This is a genomic window from Streptomyces sp. NPDC104202, assembly GCF_055584185.1.
In genome coordinates, this window is sequence record NZ_JBVJMN010000007.1 from 49,757 (window position 1) to 65,536 (window position 15,780).

15 protein-coding genes are annotated in these 15,780 nt (G+C 75.0%); 6 read left to right on the forward strand and 9 right to left on the reverse strand.

What is annotated here, in order from left to right:
• Nucleotides 1-49: 49 nt before the first annotated feature.
• Entirely contained in the window at nt 50-916 is an 867-nt protein-coding gene (locus tag ACZ60W_RS07030; RefSeq protein WP_469754340.1) for a helix-turn-helix transcriptional regulator, read from the reverse strand.
• A gap of 129 nt (nt 917-1,045) precedes the next feature.
• Here ACZ60W_RS07030 and ACZ60W_RS07035 point away from each other — a divergent pair, with 129 nt between their 5' ends.
• Together ACZ60W_RS07035 and ACZ60W_RS07040 are read left to right on the forward strand one after the other, a co-directional pair.
• Complete coding sequence (locus ACZ60W_RS07035; protein ID WP_469754341.1) at nt 1,046-2,098, forward strand: NAD(P)-dependent alcohol dehydrogenase; 1,053 nt, start codon at nt 1,046-1,048, stop codon at nt 2,096-2,098.
• Nucleotides 2,099-2,172: 74 nt separating this feature from the next.
• Complete coding sequence (locus ACZ60W_RS07040; protein ID WP_469754342.1) at nt 2,173-2,526, forward strand: DUF1330 domain-containing protein; 354 nt, start codon at nt 2,173-2,175, stop codon at nt 2,524-2,526.
• Nucleotides 2,527-2,584: 58 nt separating this feature from the next.
• Here ACZ60W_RS07040 and msrA read toward each other — a convergent pair whose 3' ends face one another.
• From msrA to ACZ60W_RS07060, 4 genes are all read right to left on the reverse strand, one after another.
• On the reverse strand, nt 2,585-3,250 hold the full coding sequence (msrA, locus tag ACZ60W_RS07045; RefSeq protein ID WP_469754343.1) for a peptide-methionine (S)-S-oxide reductase MsrA: 666 nt from the start codon (nt 3,248-3,250) through the stop codon (nt 2,585-2,587).
• A gap of 122 nt (nt 3,251-3,372) precedes the next feature.
• A complete protein-coding gene (locus ACZ60W_RS07050) occupies nt 3,373-4,509 on the reverse strand; it encodes a hypothetical protein (RefSeq protein WP_469754344.1) in 1,137 nt (378 codons plus the stop codon).
• 90 nt (nt 4,510-4,599) lie between these two features.
• Nucleotides 4,600-6,204 (reverse strand): M48 family metallopeptidase, encoded by a 1,605-nt coding sequence (locus ACZ60W_RS07055; protein ID WP_469754345.1) that lies wholly within the window; start codon nt 6,202-6,204, stop codon nt 4,600-4,602.
• Between the two features lie 112 nt (nt 6,205-6,316).
• On the reverse strand, nt 6,317-7,423 hold the full coding sequence (locus tag ACZ60W_RS07060; RefSeq protein WP_469754346.1) for a hypothetical protein: 1,107 nt from the start codon (nt 7,421-7,423) through the stop codon (nt 6,317-6,319).
• A gap of 72 nt (nt 7,424-7,495) precedes the next feature.
• Here ACZ60W_RS07060 and ACZ60W_RS07065 point away from each other — a divergent pair, with 72 nt between their 5' ends.
• The gene (locus tag ACZ60W_RS07065) at nt 7,496-8,650 is read left to right on the forward strand and encodes a cystathionine gamma-synthase (protein WP_469754347.1); all 1,155 of its coding nucleotides are present in this window, start codon (nt 7,496-7,498) and stop codon (nt 8,648-8,650) included.
• 82 nt (nt 8,651-8,732) lie between these two features.
• Here the strand turns inward: ACZ60W_RS07065 and ACZ60W_RS07070 are convergent, their stop codons facing one another.
• From ACZ60W_RS07070 to ACZ60W_RS07080, 3 genes are all read right to left on the reverse strand, one after another.
• Nucleotides 8,733-8,984: a hypothetical protein gene (locus ACZ60W_RS07070; RefSeq protein WP_469754348.1), complete on the reverse strand. Its 252-nt coding sequence runs from the start codon at nt 8,982-8,984 to the stop codon at nt 8,733-8,735.
• Complete coding sequence (locus ACZ60W_RS07075) at nt 8,981-9,451, reverse strand: sigma factor-like helix-turn-helix DNA-binding protein (RefSeq protein ID WP_469754349.1); 471 nt, start codon at nt 9,449-9,451, stop codon at nt 8,981-8,983. Before ACZ60W_RS07075 ends, ACZ60W_RS07070 begins: the two co-directional genes overlap by 4 nt.
• 103 nt (nt 9,452-9,554) lie before the next feature.
• On the reverse strand, nt 9,555-10,106 hold the full coding sequence (locus ACZ60W_RS07080) for a MarR family winged helix-turn-helix transcriptional regulator (protein ID WP_469754350.1): 552 nt from the start codon (nt 10,104-10,106) through the stop codon (nt 9,555-9,557).
• A 149-nt stretch (nt 10,107-10,255) separates the two neighbouring features.
• Here ACZ60W_RS07080 and ilvA point away from each other — a divergent pair, with 149 nt between their 5' ends.
• The 3 genes from ilvA (at nt 10,256) to ACZ60W_RS07095 (ending at nt 13,471) form a co-directional block, all read left to right on the forward strand.
• Complete coding sequence (gene ilvA / locus ACZ60W_RS07085) at nt 10,256-11,485, forward strand: threonine ammonia-lyase (protein WP_469754351.1); 1,230 nt, start codon at nt 10,256-10,258, stop codon at nt 11,483-11,485.
• Between the two features lie 100 nt (nt 11,486-11,585).
• On the forward strand, nt 11,586-12,626 hold the full coding sequence (locus tag ACZ60W_RS07090) for an ATP-binding cassette domain-containing protein (RefSeq protein WP_469754352.1): 1,041 nt from the start codon (nt 11,586-11,588) through the stop codon (nt 12,624-12,626).
• Entirely contained in the window at nt 12,623-13,471 is an 849-nt protein-coding gene (locus ACZ60W_RS07095; protein WP_469754353.1) for an ABC transporter permease, read from the forward strand. Before ACZ60W_RS07090 ends, ACZ60W_RS07095 begins: the two co-directional genes overlap by 4 nt.
• A 25-nt stretch (nt 13,472-13,496) precedes the next feature.
• Here the strand turns inward: ACZ60W_RS07095 and ACZ60W_RS07100 are convergent, their stop codons facing one another.
• Nucleotides 13,497-15,779: a protein kinase domain-containing protein gene (locus ACZ60W_RS07100; protein ID WP_469754354.1), complete on the reverse strand. Its 2,283-nt coding sequence runs from the start codon at nt 15,777-15,779 to the stop codon at nt 13,497-13,499.
• Nucleotide 15,780 lies beyond the last annotated feature (1 nt).

The following is a 15,780-nucleotide window of genomic DNA, read 5'->3' on the forward strand; positions in this document are numbered from 1 at the left end:
GCCCGAGGCCCCCTCCCGCACCGGGAGGGGGCCTCGGGCGTACGCTCCGCTACTCCCGGACGTCCGCCGGCTCGTCCACGCCCCACTGGGCGAGCAGCCGCAGCGCGTCCGCCGACGCCGACCCCGGCTCGGCGTGGTAGGTCACGAGCACCAGGTCGGGATCGCTGCCCGAGACCTTCAGCGTCTCGTACGCCAGCGTCATCTCGCCGACCAGCGGATGCCGCAGCCGCTTGGTCCCGTGGCCCTTGTCGGCCACCGTGTGGGCCGCCCACAGCGAGCGGAACTCCTCGCTCTTCACCGACAGCTCGCCCACCAGCGCGAGCAGCCGCGGATCCTCCGGATAGCAGCCCGCGTACAGCCGCAGCACGCTCACGACCTCGGTCGCCTTGCACTCCCAGTCGACGTACAGAGCCCGTGCGTTGGGGTCGAGGAAGACCATCCGGACCATGTTCCGCTCGTGCGGCTCCCAGGCGGCGAAGTCGCCGAGCAGGGCCCTCGCCATCCGGTTCCAGGCCAGCAGGTCCAGACGGCGGCCGAGCACCACGGCGGGCACGGTGTCCATCGAGTCGATCAGGTGTGCGAGCCCCGGGCGAACCTGCTGGGGGCGGGCGATCGCCGCCCGCTGCCGCTTCTTCACCGTCGGCTTCGCCAGGTGCGTCAGATGCGCCCGCTCGGTGTCGCTCAGCCGCAGCGCCCGCGCGATCGCGTCGAGGACCTCGGTCGACACGTTGCGGCCGTTGCCCTGTTCCAGCCGGGTGTAGTAGGCCACCGAGACCCCCGCCAGCTGCGCCAGCTCCTCGCGGCGCAGCCCGGGCACCCTGCGGTGCCGTCCGAAGTCGGGCAGGCCGACGTCCTGCGGCTTCAGCCGGGCCCGCCGGGAACGCAGGAATTCGCCGAGTTCGGCACTGGGATCCATACGACCCCATTATCGGTGACCCGGACGGCCGACGGACGTACGTTCCTGACCCTGCCGGTGGTAGGCACACCGGACGTACGCAGAGCAGGAGGCTGGGTGCCGCCCCCGCTCTCCGGCAGGCTTGTCGCCATGACCACGAACCTCACCACCGTCCCCGCGTACGCCGTCCCCGCCGCCCACGCCCCCCTGGAGCGCACCACGGTGCCGCGTCGGCCGGTCGGCGAGCACGACGTCCTCATCGACATCAAGTACGCCGGGATCTGCCACTCCGACATCCACCAGGCGCACGACGGCTGGGGCAAGGGCATCTACCCGATGGTCCCCGGCCACGAGATCGCGGGCGTCGTCGCCGAGGTCGGCCCCGGCGTGACGCGGTTCCGGGTCGGCGACCGGGTCGGCGTCGGCTGCTTCGTCGACTCCTGCCGGGAGTGCGCGTACTGCCGGCAGGGCCTGGAGCAGTACTGCGTCACGGGCGGCACCGGCACCTACAACGCGCGCGACAAGAACGGCGAGCCGACCTACGGCGGCTACTCCAGCCACATCGTCGTCGACGAGAACTACACCCTGCGGATCCCCGAGGGCATCGACCTCGACGAGGCCGCGCCGCTGCTCTGCGCCGGCATCACCCTGTACTCGCCGCTCGCCCACTGGAAGGCCGGCCCCGGCAAGAAGGTCGCGATCGTCGGCCTCGGCGGCCTCGGCCACATGGGCGTCAAGATCGCCCACGCGCTCGGCGCCGATGTCACCGTCCTCAGCCAGTCGCTCAAGAAGCGGGAGGACGCCCTCCGGCTCGGCGCCGACCACTACTACGCGACCTCCGACCCGGAGACCTTCACCGAGCTCGCCGGCACCTTCGACCTGATCGTCTCCACCGTCTCCGCGCCGCTCGACTTCGGCGCCTACCTCTCCCTGGTGAAGACGGACGGCGCCCTGGTCAACGTCGGCGCCCCCGAGGAGCCGGTCGCGCTCAACCTCTTCTCCCTCATCGGCGGCCGCAAGACCCTCGCCGGCTCCATGATCGGCGGCATCGCCGAGACCCAGGAGATGCTCGACTTCTGCGCCGCCCACGGACTCGGCGCCGAGATCGAGGTCATCTCCGCCGACCGGATCAACGAGGCGTACGAGCGGGTCGTCGCCAGCGACGTCCGCTACCGCTTCGTCATCGACACGGCCACGATCTGATCCGCCGGGCCGTCGCCGGGGCATGACCTCCGGGGTAATCGACCCCGGACGGCCTGTCCCGGCAGGCTGGTCCCATGACCGCATACGCCATCGGAAACCTGCACCCGAAGCCCGTCCTCGACGAGGAGGTCTTCACCTACATGGAGCGCATCCAGGACACGCTCGACCCCTTCGGCGGCCGCTTCCTCGTCCACGGCGCCCCCGCCCGCGAGGTCCGCGAGGGCAGCTGGCCCGGCGCCGTCGTCGTCATCGGCTTCCCGGCGTACGAGGACGCCCGCGCCTGGTACGACTCCGCCGCCTACCAGGCGCTGATCCCGCTCCGCACCCGCCACATGGCCGGCGACGTCCTCCTCGTGGACGGCGTCCCGGAGGATTACGCGGCGGCCGCGACGGCGGCGCACCTGCGGGCGTCGGCCGGCCCGGCCTGAGGCGCCCCGCCCGGCGCCCCGGCCGGACGGCCCGGGCGCCGGGCGGGTCCGGCCGGTGTCAGTCGCCGGCCTTCGCCACGCCGATCGGGCAGGAGACGCCCGTGCCGCCGATGCCGCAGTACCCGGCGGGGTTCTTGTCGAGGTACTGCTGGTGGTAGCCCTCGGCCGGGTAGAACGGGCGGCCGTCGTCGGCGGGCAGGACGTGGGTGGTGATCTCGCCGTAGCCGGAACGGGACAGGACCTGCTGGTAGGCGTCGCGGGAGGCGGCGGCCGTGGCGGCCTGCTCCGGGGTGTGGGTGTAGACGGCGGAGCGGTACTGCGTCCCGACGTCGTTGCCCTGGCGGAAGCCCTGGGTGGGGTCGTGGGACTCCCAGAAGAGCTTCAGGAGTGCCTCGTACGAGACCTTCGCCGGGTCGAAGACGACGCGGACGACCTCGGTGTGGCCGGTCAGACCGGAGCACACCTCCTCGTACACCGGGTTCGGCGTGTGGCCGCCCTGGTAGCCGACGAGCGTCGTCCAGACGCCCTCGGTCTGCCAGAACGTGCGCTCGGCGCCCCAGAAACAGCCCAGGGCGAAGTCGGCGACCTCCAGACCCTCCGGGTAGGGGCCGAGCAGCGGGTTGCCGAGGACGGTGTGGCGCTCCGGGACCGAGAACTCGGGCTCGGGGCGGCCGCGCAGGGCCTGCTCGGGGGTGGGGAGGACGGGGGTGCGGGACAGGAACATGCTGCATCTCTCCTCAGCGGTCGGCGAAGGGGACAACGTCCGCGGACGGGGAGGGATTCCCTCCCCGCGCCGCACCCCCGGCGCCGCCGCCCGCCCCGCGCCGCCCGGTCGCGCGTCCCCGGTCACCCCGTGCCGGGTCCGTCGGCGGCGCCGCCCGCGGCGGCCGGGGCGTGGAGCGCGGACTCGTCGCGCATCCGGCAGAACTCCGCCGCGGGGTCCGCCTTGTACCGCCAGGGCACCGCGCCCACGTACCCGTCCACCAGCCGGAACTGCTCCAGCGCCTCGTCCCACCGGTCCTGCAGATACAGGTAGTACGCGAGCAGGTGGCGCACCTCCGCGAGGCGCGGGTGGGCCGGGTCGGCGGCGGCCACGTCCGCCAGGGCCGCGTCCACCGCGGCGAACATCTCCGGGGTGCGGTCCACGTCCGTCGAGTCCGACGCGTCGTGCTCGAAGTGGGCGATCAGCGGGAACGCCGTCATCAGGCTCCCGGCCGGCGCCCCGGCCGCCGCCCGCACGGCGAAGGCGCGTGCCTGCTCCGCGGAGCCGCTCCACTTGGCGCACCAGTACTGGAGGGCGGAGAACGTGGCCTCGTAGTGGTGCGGGGCCCGGTCGGTGATCTCGCGCCAGATCCGCCGCATCTCCTCGTGCGGCAGCCCCAGTCCGAGCGCCGTCCAGATCTCGCCCACGTACGGGGAGGGGTCGTCGACCGGCGCCAGCGCCACGGCCCGCACGTGCTCCTCGCGCGACCGCGCCAGCACGCGGCGGAAGCCCTCGGACTGCTCCCCGGTCGTCTCCGCGTCGCCCTTCCCGCCCCGGACGTTCCACGCGAGGAAGACCGTGCCGCGCGCCCGCAGCAGGGCCGCGCCCGGGTCGCCCGGCCGCGCCTCCTCCCAGGCCCGCAGCCAGGTGTCGTCGTCGGCCGCCACGTCCGCGAGCTGTTCGGCGAGGTAGGTGCGCCGCTCCCAGTCCCGGGCGGCGGCGGCCGCGTCGAGCAGGTCGGCGGCCGGCTCCCACGCGCCGGCCCGGGCGGCCGCGAGGGCGACGGCGAGCGCGGGCGGCAGCGGGGCGGCCAGGTCGGTGTGCTGCCGCTCGGCCCCGGCCATGCCGAGCGCGCGGACGCGCGCCGCGGCCTCGGCGGCGTACGGGTCGGCGCGCAGGCCCTTGGCGAAGCCCTGGACGACGGCCTTCAGGAAGACGAGGGCGACGACGGCCAGGCCGAGCGCGAGGGGGGTCAGGACGACCCAGAGCAGGATGATCACGGAGGTCTCGTTCGGGAGCGGGGCGGGACAGGAGGCGGGGGAGGGGAGCGGGGCGGGGGAGGGGCGGGGAGAGAGGAAGGAGCGGCGGGGTCAGGCGGCCGTCGCCAGCAGCGCGCGCAGCGGACCGGTGTCGGCGCGGTCGGAGATCGCCGCCTCCAGGGCCTCGTCCAGCGCGCCGGCGCGGCCGACGGCCAGCCGGAGGGTCGCGGGCCCCGACCAGGACAGCTGCCAGCGGGCCCGGCCGTCGGAGGAGAGGGCCGCCGTCACGAGACGGGCCAGCTCCCGCCGCAGCGAGGAGCGGGCGAACTCGCGGGCGGCCCGGCCGGTCGCGGCGGCGGCCTCCTCGGACCTCGGCAGCCGGCCGACGACGTCCCAGGCGGCGCCGGTGTCGACGGCGTCGAGGAAGGCGCCGAGCAGCGCGCCCGGACCCGGGCCGGCCGCGTCCGGCCCGAGGGCGGCGCGCACGGCCTCGGTGTCCTCCACGTACCGGGCGGTCATCGCCTCGTGGACCAGGTCAGGCCAGTCGAGGCGGCGCATCCCCTGGGCCTCGGGGGCGAGGGTGGCGTCCTCGACCCGGACGGACGCCGCCTCGGGCGAGACGAACAGCCCGAAGGCCGGGCGGGCCGGCTCGGCGCCGCGCCCGTCGTCGGGCAGGGCTTCGAGGACGGCGACCCGCTCGGCGGTCGGCGGGTGGGAGTCGTAGGGGGAGACGGGTCCGGCGGGCAGCGGGGCCCGCGCCGACGCCGGGTCCTCCGCGCGGGCGTCGAGCAGCCGGCGGACCCCGCCGAAGACCTCGCCGCGCGGCGGCAGCATCCCGTGTCCGACGCCCAGGGTCGCGTACGAGGAGAGGTAGGACTCGTGGGCGTCGTCGAGGACGGGGAGCGCGCGCAGCGCCGCGGCCGTGGCGTCGCGGCCCGCGATCCGGGCCGCCGCGAGGTCGGCGGCGAGCTCCTGGCGGCGGGCGTCGCTCCGCGTGACGCGCAGGGAGAAGCGGCCGTAGGCCGTGTAGACGCGGGCCATCGCGCGGTAGGTGAAGCCGGTGCCGGTGGTGTCGACCTCGCGGGGGGACCTGCCCTGGGCGACCCGCTTGGCGGACCTCCTCTCCTGGCGGGCGCGCTCCTTGGCGACGGTGCGCCCGGACTTCTCCTCGAAACGGTCGACGGTGCGGGCGACGTGGGCGCGGCACCGTTCGGTGATCCCGGAGAGGCGGGTGTCGAAGTGGCCGTAGTGGCCGAGTTCGTGGGCGAGGACCGCGCGCAGCCGGGCCTCGGAGAGACCGGCGACGAGGGGGAGGCCGAGGTAGAGGCGGCGGGTGCCGCCGAGGTGCCCGAGGAGGCGGGCGTCCTCGGTGACGGCCGCGTTCATGTCGGCGGTGAGGCGGATCTCGTCGGGCGCGCGGGTGCCGACCCGCGCGGCCAGCTCGCGTACGGCCGCCCAGAGCCGCGGCTCCTCGGCCTCCGTGACGGCGACGCCGGCGACGCCCTCGTCCCGGGGCGTCCGCAGCAGGAGCATGCCGCGGACGACGGGGACCGCGAGGAGGAAGCTGACGGCGTAGAGCTTGAGCGCCCAGCCGGCCGGCGCCCAGCGGTGGGCCGCCCAGTCCAGCGCGCCGAGCGCGGTGAGGAGGGCGAGGCCGAGGAGGTGGAAGCAGGCGAGCAGGACGAGGGCGCGCAGCGCGCGCAGAGTGGCGCCCATTGGGTAGTTTCCCCCCACGGGAATGGAGTGATGATCATACGAGCCGTGGGGGTGCCCGGAGTATGGCCCACCGCGGACACCGCCGTCCACACGGTTCCCGCAGGTGGGGCGGTCAGCGCGGCAGCGTCGCCGGACTGCCGCCGTTCGCCTCGTACCCGGCGACCGCCAGGTTCCGGAAGACCGTGTACAGCTCCGCGGGGTCCCCGCTCAGCGTCCACGGCACCGCGCCGACGTGCCCGTCGACGTGCACCAGCTGGTGCATGGCGTCCGTCCAGCGCTCGGCCCGCACGAGGAACCAGACCAGCAGATGGCGCACGTGCGCCAGCATGGGGTCGTCGTGCCGGGCGGAGTGCACCGCGTACAGCGCGCCGTCGATCGCCTTGGCCACCACGGCCGTACGGAAGAAGTCCTGCACCAGGACGACGTCGGGCACGTGCTCGTGCACCGCGAACAGCGGCAGCGCGGCGAGCAGCGACCCGCGCGGGGCACGGGCGGCGGCGGTCGTCGCGAAGTGGTCGGCCTCCTCGCGGGAGCCGTGCCACTTCTCGCACCAGTAGTGCAGCGCCGCCAGGTGCGCCCCCATGTGCTCCGGCGCCCGGTCGATGACCTTCGCCCACACCTGGTCGAACTGCTCGTGGCCGTAGCCCAGTCCGCGGGCCACCGCCAGCTCCACGATGTACGGCACCGGGTCGCCGGGGGCGAGCAGCGCCGCCTCGCCGGCGACCTTCCGCGCCTCCTCCAGGATGATCCGGAAGTCGTCCGAGCCGGCCGACGAGGAGCGCCATGCCTGCTGCACCAGGAACTCGGCGTGCACGGCCGCACCGCCCGGGTCCTTCGGCGCATCGGCCCGCCACGCCCGCAGCCACGCGCCGCCGACACCCGGCCGCTCCTGCAGTTCGAGGGAGGCGGCGCCCGCGAAGGCCTGCACCCGCTGCCAGCGGACCTCGCCCGCCTTGTCGGTGCCGGCCAGCAGCTGGGACGCGGCCCGCCAGTCCTGGGTGGCCTGGACGACGTCGAGCACGTCGAGCAGGTCGTCGTCCGCGCCCGGCAGCCGGACGTCCTGGTCCTCCTGCCGCACGAACCCGTACGCCTCCGGGTCGGCCGCGTCCGGCGCGTCGGGCGACACCACCCGGATGCCGCCGCGCCGCCGGCGCAGCACATAGGGGCCGAGGACGCCGAACAGCAGCCCCAGTGCGATCAGGAACCAGAGAATCTCCATGTGTCCATTGTCCAGGACACCCGATGAGACGATCGCGGCGCCGGGGTGCGCACAGGACTACGCTCCTGACCCATGAGCGACCAGCACACCCATCAGAGCTTCGAGACCCGCGCGATCCACGCGGGCAACACCGCCGACCCGCTGACCGGCGCGGTCGTCCCGCCCATCTACCAGGTGTCCACCTACAAGCAGGACGGCGTGGGCGGGCTGCGCGGCGGTTACGAGTACAGCCGCAGCGCCAACCCCACGCGCACGGCCCTGGAGGAGAACCTCGCGGCGCTGGAGGGCGGCCGCCGCGGCCTGGCCTTCGCCTCGGGCCTGGCCGCCGAGGACTGCCTGCTGCGGACGCTCCTCGCGCCCGGCGACCACGTCGTCATCCCGAACGACGCCTACGGCGGCACCTTCCGCCTCTTCGCCAAGGTCGTCCAGCGCTGGGGCGTGGACTTCTCGGTGGCGAACACCTCCGACGTCGACGCGGTGCGGGACGCCGTCAACGACCGGACGAAGCTGATCTGGGTCGAGACCCCGTCGAACCCGCTCCTCGGCATCACCGACATCGAGGCGATCGCGGGCGTCGCCCGCCAGGCCGGCGTGAAGCTCGTCGTCGACAACACCTTCGCCTCGCCGTACCTCCAGCAGCCGCTGGCCCTCGGCGCCGACGTGGTCGTGCACTCGCTCACCAAGTACATGGGCGGCCACTCGGACGTCGTCGGCGGCGCGCTGGTGACGGCCGACGAGGCGCTCGGCGAGGAACTGGCCTACCACCAGAACGCGATGGGCGCGGTCGCCGGCCCCTTCGACTCGTGGATCGTGCTCCGCGGCATCAAGACCCTCGCCGTGCGCATGGACCGCCACAGCGAGAACGCGGCCAAGGTCGTCGAGATGTTGATCCAGCACCCGAAGGTCACCCAGGTCCTCTACCCGGGCCTCCCCGAGCACCCGGGCCACGAGATCGCGGCCAAGCAGATGCGCTCCTTCGGCGGCATGATCTCCTTCCGCGTGCAGGGCGGCGAGGAGGCGGCGGTCGAGGTCTGCAACCGCGCGAAGCTCTTCACCCTGGGCGAGTCCCTCGGCGGCGTCGAGTCCCTCATCGAGCACCCGGGCCGCATGACCCACGCGAGCGTCGCGGGCTCCGCCCTGGAGGTCCCGGCCGACCTGATCCGCCTCTCGGTGGGCATCGAGAACGTCGACGACCTGCTCGCCGACCTGCGCCAGGCGCTGGGCTAGAGGTCCCGGAGGGCCCGGACCCCGCGGGGGTCCGGGCCCTCCCGCGTACCCGCTCCGGCGTCGCGTCCCGCCGGCCGGGGCCTCACCACCCTTCGAACGGCGGTGTCGTCTCCGCCGGCGGCACCTCCCAGGGGCGGGTCACCGAGGCCCACACCGTGAACGCGAACGCGGCGACCGCGCACACCGCCCACAGCACCCGCCGGGCGGTCCGGGCGCGGCGGCGCAGCACCGCCCCGCGCGCGGCGGCCCGCAGCGGCAGATCGCCGGGGACCGGCGGGTGCGGGGTGTCGAGCAGCCGCCGCACGGCCGCCTCCCGGTCCTCGTGCCGGCTCACGCGGCGGCTCCCGCGCCGCCGTGCGCGGCGGCCCGCAGCGTGGCGACGCAGCGGGCGCACACCGCGCGGACCCGGGCCTCGGAGAGGCCGAGCAGGGCCGCGGTCTGCTCCTCGGCGACGCCCTCGTACAGCCGCAGGACGACGACGAGCCGTTCCTGCGGCGTGAGGGCGGAGAGGACCCCGCCGTGACCGCGGTGGTGCCGCCAGGCGGTGCGCGCGAAGCGGGCGGCCAGGTCGCGGCGGGCGAGGTCGTAGGGGTCCTCGTCGCGGAGCCGGCCCCACACCGCGTAGGTGTGGGCGAGGGCCGCGGTCAACAGCTCCTGGGCGGAGGGGTTGCGGGCCCGGGTCTCGGCCGTGAGCAGGGTCGCCGCGTGCAGCAGCCGGCCCGCCGCCCCGGCCACGAACGCGTCGAACTCCCGGGTGCGGTAGGCGCGTTCGCGTTCGCTCCCGCTCCGTCGCGCTGCCACGTCCTCATATGAGGACAGGGCGCGGGGCCGGGTCAAGGGGTCGGTACGCGCCCGCTCGCGGCCCCGAGGGCCGCCCGGCCGCCGCGCGACCCGGGCGGAGCCGCTACGCGGCCCCGTCGCCCGTCTCGTCCGCGGCCTCCGCCGCCGGGCCGCCCGCACCGGGGGCCGCGGCCGCCGCGTGCCCCGACTGCCGTGCGGACAGGGCCGTGTTGAAGCGCGTGAGCAGCGTGCAGAAGGACTCCCGCTCGTCCTGCGTCCAGCCGTCGGTGACCTCGACCATCAGCTGGCGGCGCGAGGAGCGCACCTCCTCCAGGCGGGCCAGGCCGCGCGGAGACAGCTGGAGCACGACCGCGCGGCCGTCCTCCGGGTGTGAGGTGCGCTTGACGAGACCGGTGTCGACGAGCGGCGCGACCTGCCGGGTGACGGTCGAGGAGTCGATCCCCATCCCGGCCGCGAGCGCCTTGACGCCCATCGGCCCTTCCTGGTCCAGCCTGTTGAGGAGCAGGTAGGCGGCCCGGTCCATGGAGTTGCGGAGCTGCCCCGTGCCGCCGAGGCGGGTCTGCTCGGCCCGGCGGGCGAAGACGGCCACCTGGTGCTGGAGCGCGTCGAGGAGACCGGGGTCGAGCTCAGTCGTCATGTCCTGAGATGTGGGCATGGCTGTGGGTCTCTCTCGTGCGGGGGTGGTCGGTCGGTGGGGGACAGAGTACGCGGACCCGACGGGGTCCGTACCGGCGCTGCGCAAACCCGCTGAGGCACCTGTCGGCCGGGCGGCCACCAGGGCCGTGAGCTGCGAGACTTGGTGTCATGAGCTTCCGTACGCGATACCCCTTGCACCATCTGATGCTGGACGACGTCCGGGGGGCGCAGAAGATGCTGTCCGGGGTCGCGCGGGTCACCGCGATGGAGGGCAGCCGGCACCTGTCGTCGCTGGTCGGGGCCCCCGTCCACCTCAAGTGCGAGAACCTCCAGCGGACCGGTTCGTTCAAGCTGCGCGGGGCGTACGTGCGGATCGCCGGCCTGCGCCCCGAGGAGCGGGCGGCCGGGGTCGTCGCCGCCTCGGCCGGCAACCACGCGCAGGGCGTCGCGCTCGCCTCGCAGCTCCTCGGCGTCCACGCGACCGTCTTCATGCCGGTCGGCGCCCCGCTGCCCAAGGTCGCGGCGACCCGGGAGTACGGCGCCGACGTCCGGCTGCACGGCCACGTCGTCGACGAGACGCTCGCGGCGGCGGAGCAGTACGCCCGGGAGACCGGCGCCGTCTTCATCCATCCCTTCGACCACGCCGACGTCATCGCCGGCCAGGGCACGGTCGGCCTGGAGATCCTGGAGCAGTGCCCCGAGGTCCGCACGATCCTGGTGGGCGTCGGCGGCGGCGGTCTGGCCGCCGGCATCGGGCTCGCCGTGAAGTCGCTGCGGCTGGACGTGAAGGTGATCGGCGTCCAGGCGGAGGGCGCGGCCGCCTATCCGCCGTCGCTGGCCGCCGGGCACCCGGTGGTCGTCGAGTCGCCGGTGACGATGGCCGACGGGATCAAGGTGGGGAGGCCGGGCGACGTGCCGTTCTCGCTGGTCCGGGAGTACGTCGACGAGGTCCGGACGGTCTCCGAGGACGCCCTCTCCTCCGCCCTCCTGCTCTGCCTGGAACGGGCGAAGCTGGTCGTCGAACCGGCGGGCGCCAGCCCCGTCGCCGCCCTCCTCGCCGCCCCGGAGTCCTTCCAGGGCCCCGTCGTCGCGGTGCTGTCCGGCGGCAACGTCGACCCGCTGCTCCTCCAGCGCATCCTGCGCCACGGCATGGCCGCCGGAGGCCGCTACCTCAGCCTGCGGCTGCGCGTCACCGACCGGCCCGGCGCGCTCGCGACGCTCCTCGCCGTGCTGACGGTCGTCGACGCGAACGTCCTGGACGTCGGCCACGTCCGCACCGATCCGCGCCTCGGCCTGACCGAGGCGGAGGTCGAGCTGCACCTGGAGACCAAGGGCCCCGAGCACTGCCGGGAGGTCGAGGAGGCGCTCCGGGACGCGGGGTACACCGTCCTCGGCTGAACCCCGGCCGTGTGACCCCGCTCACGCATTCACTGGGCGGGGGCCGCCCCGCGCGCCTAGGATCGGACGGAAACGCCCGAATATCCCCGGGAGTGTTCCTATGCCAGGCGCGATCTACGCCGAGGGTCTGGTGAAGACCTTCGGCGACGTACGAGCACTGGACGGCGTGGACCTCGACGTCCCCGAAGGCACCGTCCTGGGCCTGCTCGGCCCGAACGGCGCGGGGAAGACCACCACCGTGCGCGTGCTGACCACCCTGCTGCGGCCCGACAGCGGCCGGGCCGTCGTCGCCGGGATCGACGTCCTCAGGCACCCCGACGAGGTGCGCCGCTCGATCGGCCTCTCCGGCCAGTTCGCCGCCGTCGACGAGTACCTCACCGGCCGCGAGAACCTCCAGATGGTCGGCGAGCTCTACCAGATCAAGGCCAAGGCCGCGAAGGTCCGGGCCGGAGAGCTCCTGGAGCGCTTCCACCTCGCCGACGCCGCCGACCGCCCCGCCAAGACCTACTCCGGCGGCATGCGCCGCCGCCTCGACCTCGCGGCCGCCCTGGTCGTCGCCCCGCCGGTCATGTTCATGGACGAGCCGACCACCGGCCTCGACCCCCGCAACCGGCAGGAGCTCTGGGACGTCATCAAGGAGCTCGTCGCCGGCGGCACGACCCTGCTCCTCACCACCCAGTACCTGGAGGAGGCCGACCACCTCGCGCACGACATCTGCGTCGTCGACCACGGCAAGGTCATCGCGCGCGGCACCGCCGACCAGCTGAAGGCGCAGACCGGCGGCGAGCGCGTCGAGGTCGTCGTCCAGCAGCCCGAGATGATCGCCGGCGCCCGGGACGTCCTCGCCCGCTACGGCGTCGCGGGCACCGGCCACGGCGAGGTCTCCGTCGAGCCCCACGTCCGCAAGCTCACCGTCCCCGTCACCGGTGGCGCCAAGCTGCTCGCCGAGGTCATCCGCGACCTGGACGCCGTCGGCGTCGGGATCGACGACATCGGCCTGCGTCGCCCCACCCTCGACGACGTCTTCATCTACCTCACCGGCCACGCGGCCGAGCGGGCGGAGGAGGAGGGGAACGGCGCGGCGGACGCCGCCGGCCGGAGCCGCAAGGACCGGAAGGACCGGAAGGAGAATGCCTCGTGACCACCCTGACGGACACCGTCTCCGGCGCCCGGAAGCCCCGGGGCGCCCTCGTCCAGTCGGTCAACGACTCGCTGGTCGTCACCAAGCGCAACCTGATCCGGATGACCCGCATCCCGGAGATGGTCATCTTCGGGCTCATCCAGCCCGTGATGTTCGTGGTCCTCTTCAGCTTCGTCTTCGGCGGCTCGATGAGCGTCGGCGGCACCACGGACCCGCAGGTCTACCGCGAGTTCCTGATGGCCGGCATCTTCGCCCAGACCGTCACCTTCGCCACGGCGGGCGCCGGCGCGGGCATCGCCGACGACATGCACAAGGGCCTCGTCGACCGGTTCCGCTCGCTGCCCATGGCCCGGGGCGCCGTCCTCACCGGCCGCACCCTCGCCGACCTCGTCCAGACCGCGCTGACCGTCGTGGTCCTCGCGATCGTCGGCCTCCTCGTCGGCTGGCGCATCCACAACGGCGTCCCCAAGGCCCTCGGCGCCTTCGCCCTGCTGCTCCTCCTCGGCTACGCCTTCTCCTGGATCGGCGCCCTCATCGGCCTGTCGGTCCGCACCCCGGAGGCGGCCACCTCCGGCGGCCTGATCTGGCTCTTCCCGGTCACCTTCGTGTCGAACGCCTTCGTCGACCCGAGCATGATGGCGTCCTGGATCCGCCCCATCGCCGAGTGGAACCCGTTCAGCGCGACCGTCCAGGCGTGCCGCGAACTCTTCGGCAACCCCGGCGTCGTCCAGTCCGACGCCTGGCCCATGCAGCACCCGGTCTGGGCGTCCCTCGTCTACTCGGTACTGATCGTCGGCGTCTTCCGCTCCCTGGCGGTCCGCAAGTACCGCTCGGCGACCGTGTGAACCGGCCCTCCCCCGACCCGGCGGGTCAGGGGAGGTAGCCCGAGACGACGAGGCCGTCGGGGAAGCCGGCGAAGACCGCCCCTCCGGCGGCCAGCACGTCCCCGGACGTCTCCACCCGGACGTCGTCGGGGACGTTGGGCTGGTACGTCCGCACCCCGTCGCCGCCGGACGGGCCCGCGGCCGGATAGGACACCACGAACTCCCGGCCCGTGGTCACCACCCGGTCGCCCACCAGGTACACCCGGTCCGCCGACGCCGACAGCGACTCCCGCCACCGCTCCCGGCCGCTCCCCAGGTCGTACGCGACGACCTCGTCGTCCCCCTCGACGACGGCGACCAGGCCGTCCGCGCCCACCGCGGGCCCGGCCGACACGTCCGTCCCCAGGGAGCGCAGCGGCCGGAGCGTCCCCGGGTCGAGGACGCCGACGGTCCCGTCCTGGCGGCCCGAGCACAGCACGCTCCCGCTCCTCGCGTGGACCGCGAGCCCGCCGCAGTACTCCGCCGCGCGTGCCGCCTCCTTCCCGGTGCGGGCGTCGAGGGACACCACCGAGGCGCCGACCGGCACGAGGACCCGCCCGCCGCCCGCGACCGGCTGCTCCGGCAGCCCGTCGAGCGGCGAGCGCCACAGCTCCTCGCCGTCGCGCAGCCGTACGGCGGTGACCAGACCGGTCCGCTCGTCCCGCCGGTTGACGTAGGCGGAGTAGAGGACGCCGTCGAGGAGGTCGGTGCCCTTCACGGCCCAGTCGCCCCCGGGCGCCTCGACGCGGCCGCGCTCGCGGCCGTCGAGCACCCCGTACGCGACGATCCCCTCCGGGCCGGTCACGTACGCCGTGTCCCCGACGACCGCCGGGTACTGCGGCCCGGTGCGCAGCCCCTCGCCCCGGCCCGGCACCTTCCACAGCTCCTTGCCGTCCGCCGCGCCCAGCGCCGTGACCGCGCCGCCGTTCCCGGGGCAGACCAGCACCTTCGGCGTAAGCGCGCAGGCGCCGACGCCCCCCTCCACCTCCGCCGTCCAGGGCGACCAGCCGGCCGGGCGGTACGCCCGGTCCGTCCCGGCGCCGCCGAAGTCGTGGGTGCGGCCCGCCGAGCCGTACGGCGGGACCACCCCGCTCAGCGCGACGGGCGCCGGGGCGCCGGTGCCGGTGGCACCGGGGGCCGTCGGCCCGGCGGCGCCGCCCGCGGCCGCGCCGCCCCGCCCGTCGGTCCGGTCCAGCACCACCACGCCCGCCGTCACCGCCACGGCCACCGCCACCGCGGCCGCCACGGCCGCGCCCCACCGGCGGCGCCGCGCGGGAGCGGCCGCCGGAAGCACCGGCCGGTCGGTGACGGCCGTGGGGGAGTACGGCACGACCGGGCCGAGGGTCGGCAGATCGGCCACGCCCGCGCCGGAGGCCGCCGCCTCGCCGACCCGCCGGGCCGCCTCCCCGTACCCGGCGAGCAGCGACAGCACCCCGCCCGGCCAGGGGAAGACCGCGGGCCCCTCCCCGCCGCCCAGCAGCGCCGCCAGCTCCGCCGCCGACGGACGCTCCCGCGGGTCGAGGCGCAGACAGCGCTCCAGGACCGGCCGCACCTCCTCGGGGACCCCGCTGAGTTCGGCGTCCGCACGGCTGATCCGGTAGATCACGGCGGCCATCTCGTCGTCGTGGAACGGCCCCCGGCCGCTCGCCGCGAACGCCAGCACCGCGCCCAGACAGAACACGTCGGAGGCGGGCACCACCGCCCGGCTCCCCACCAGGTGCTCCGGCGACATGAAGCCGGGCGAGCCCACCACCAGACCGGACGAGGTCAGCGCCGTCGCCTCGAAGGCCTGCGCGATGCCGAAGTCGATCAGCTTCGGCCCGGCCGCGCCGAGCAACACGTTCGCGGGCTTGAGGTCCCGGTGCAGCACCTCCGCCCGGTGCACGCCGGCCAGCGCCCCGGCGAGCGCGGCCCCGAGGCTCCGCACGGCGGCCGGGGGCAGCGCCCCCGACCGGACGACGGCCTCCGCGAGCGAGGGCCCCGGCACGTACTCGGTCGCCAGCCACGGCGACGGCGCGCCGGCGTCCGCGTCCACGAGCCGGGCCACCCCGGGGCCGTCCACCGTCCGGGCCGCCGCGATCTCCCGCCGGAACCGCGTCCGGAAGTCGGCGTCGACCTCCAGCTCCTCCCGCACGGTCTTCACCGCGACCATCCGCTCGGGGTCGGCCGTCGGCGCGTCGGCGCGGCAGGCGAGGTGCACCTCGCCCATGCCGCCCGCGCCGATCCGGGCGAGCAGCCGGTACGGGCCGACGAGGCGCGGGGGCCCGCCGGCGGGCAGGGCTTCCAGCACG

Coding starts and splice junctions, on each gene's coding strand:
- ACZ60W_RS07030 (WP_469754340.1), bottom strand. CDS start 916: ATGGATCCCAGTGCCGAACTCGGCGAATTCCTGCGTTCCCGGCGGGCC.
- ACZ60W_RS07035 (WP_469754341.1), top strand. CDS start 1,046: ATGACCACGAACCTCACCACCGTCCCCGCGTACGCCGTCCCCGCCGCC.
- ACZ60W_RS07040 (WP_469754342.1), top strand. CDS start 2,173: ATGACCGCATACGCCATCGGAAACCTGCACCCGAAGCCCGTCCTCGAC.
- msrA (WP_469754343.1), bottom strand. CDS start 3,250: ATGTTCCTGTCCCGCACCCCCGTCCTCCCCACCCCCGAGCAGGCCCTG.
- ACZ60W_RS07055 (WP_469754345.1), bottom strand. CDS start 6,204: ATGGGCGCCACTCTGCGCGCGCTGCGCGCCCTCGTCCTGCTCGCCTGC.
- ACZ60W_RS07060 (WP_469754346.1), bottom strand. CDS start 7,423: ATGGAGATTCTCTGGTTCCTGATCGCACTGGGGCTGCTGTTCGGCGTC.
- ACZ60W_RS07065 (WP_469754347.1), top strand. CDS start 7,496: ATGAGCGACCAGCACACCCATCAGAGCTTCGAGACCCGCGCGATCCAC.
- ACZ60W_RS07080 (WP_469754350.1), bottom strand. CDS start 10,106: ATGCCCACATCTCAGGACATGACGACTGAGCTCGACCCCGGTCTCCTC.
- ilvA (WP_469754351.1), top strand. CDS start 10,256: ATGAGCTTCCGTACGCGATACCCCTTGCACCATCTGATGCTGGACGAC.
- ACZ60W_RS07090 (WP_469754352.1), top strand. CDS start 11,586: ATGCCAGGCGCGATCTACGCCGAGGGTCTGGTGAAGACCTTCGGCGAC.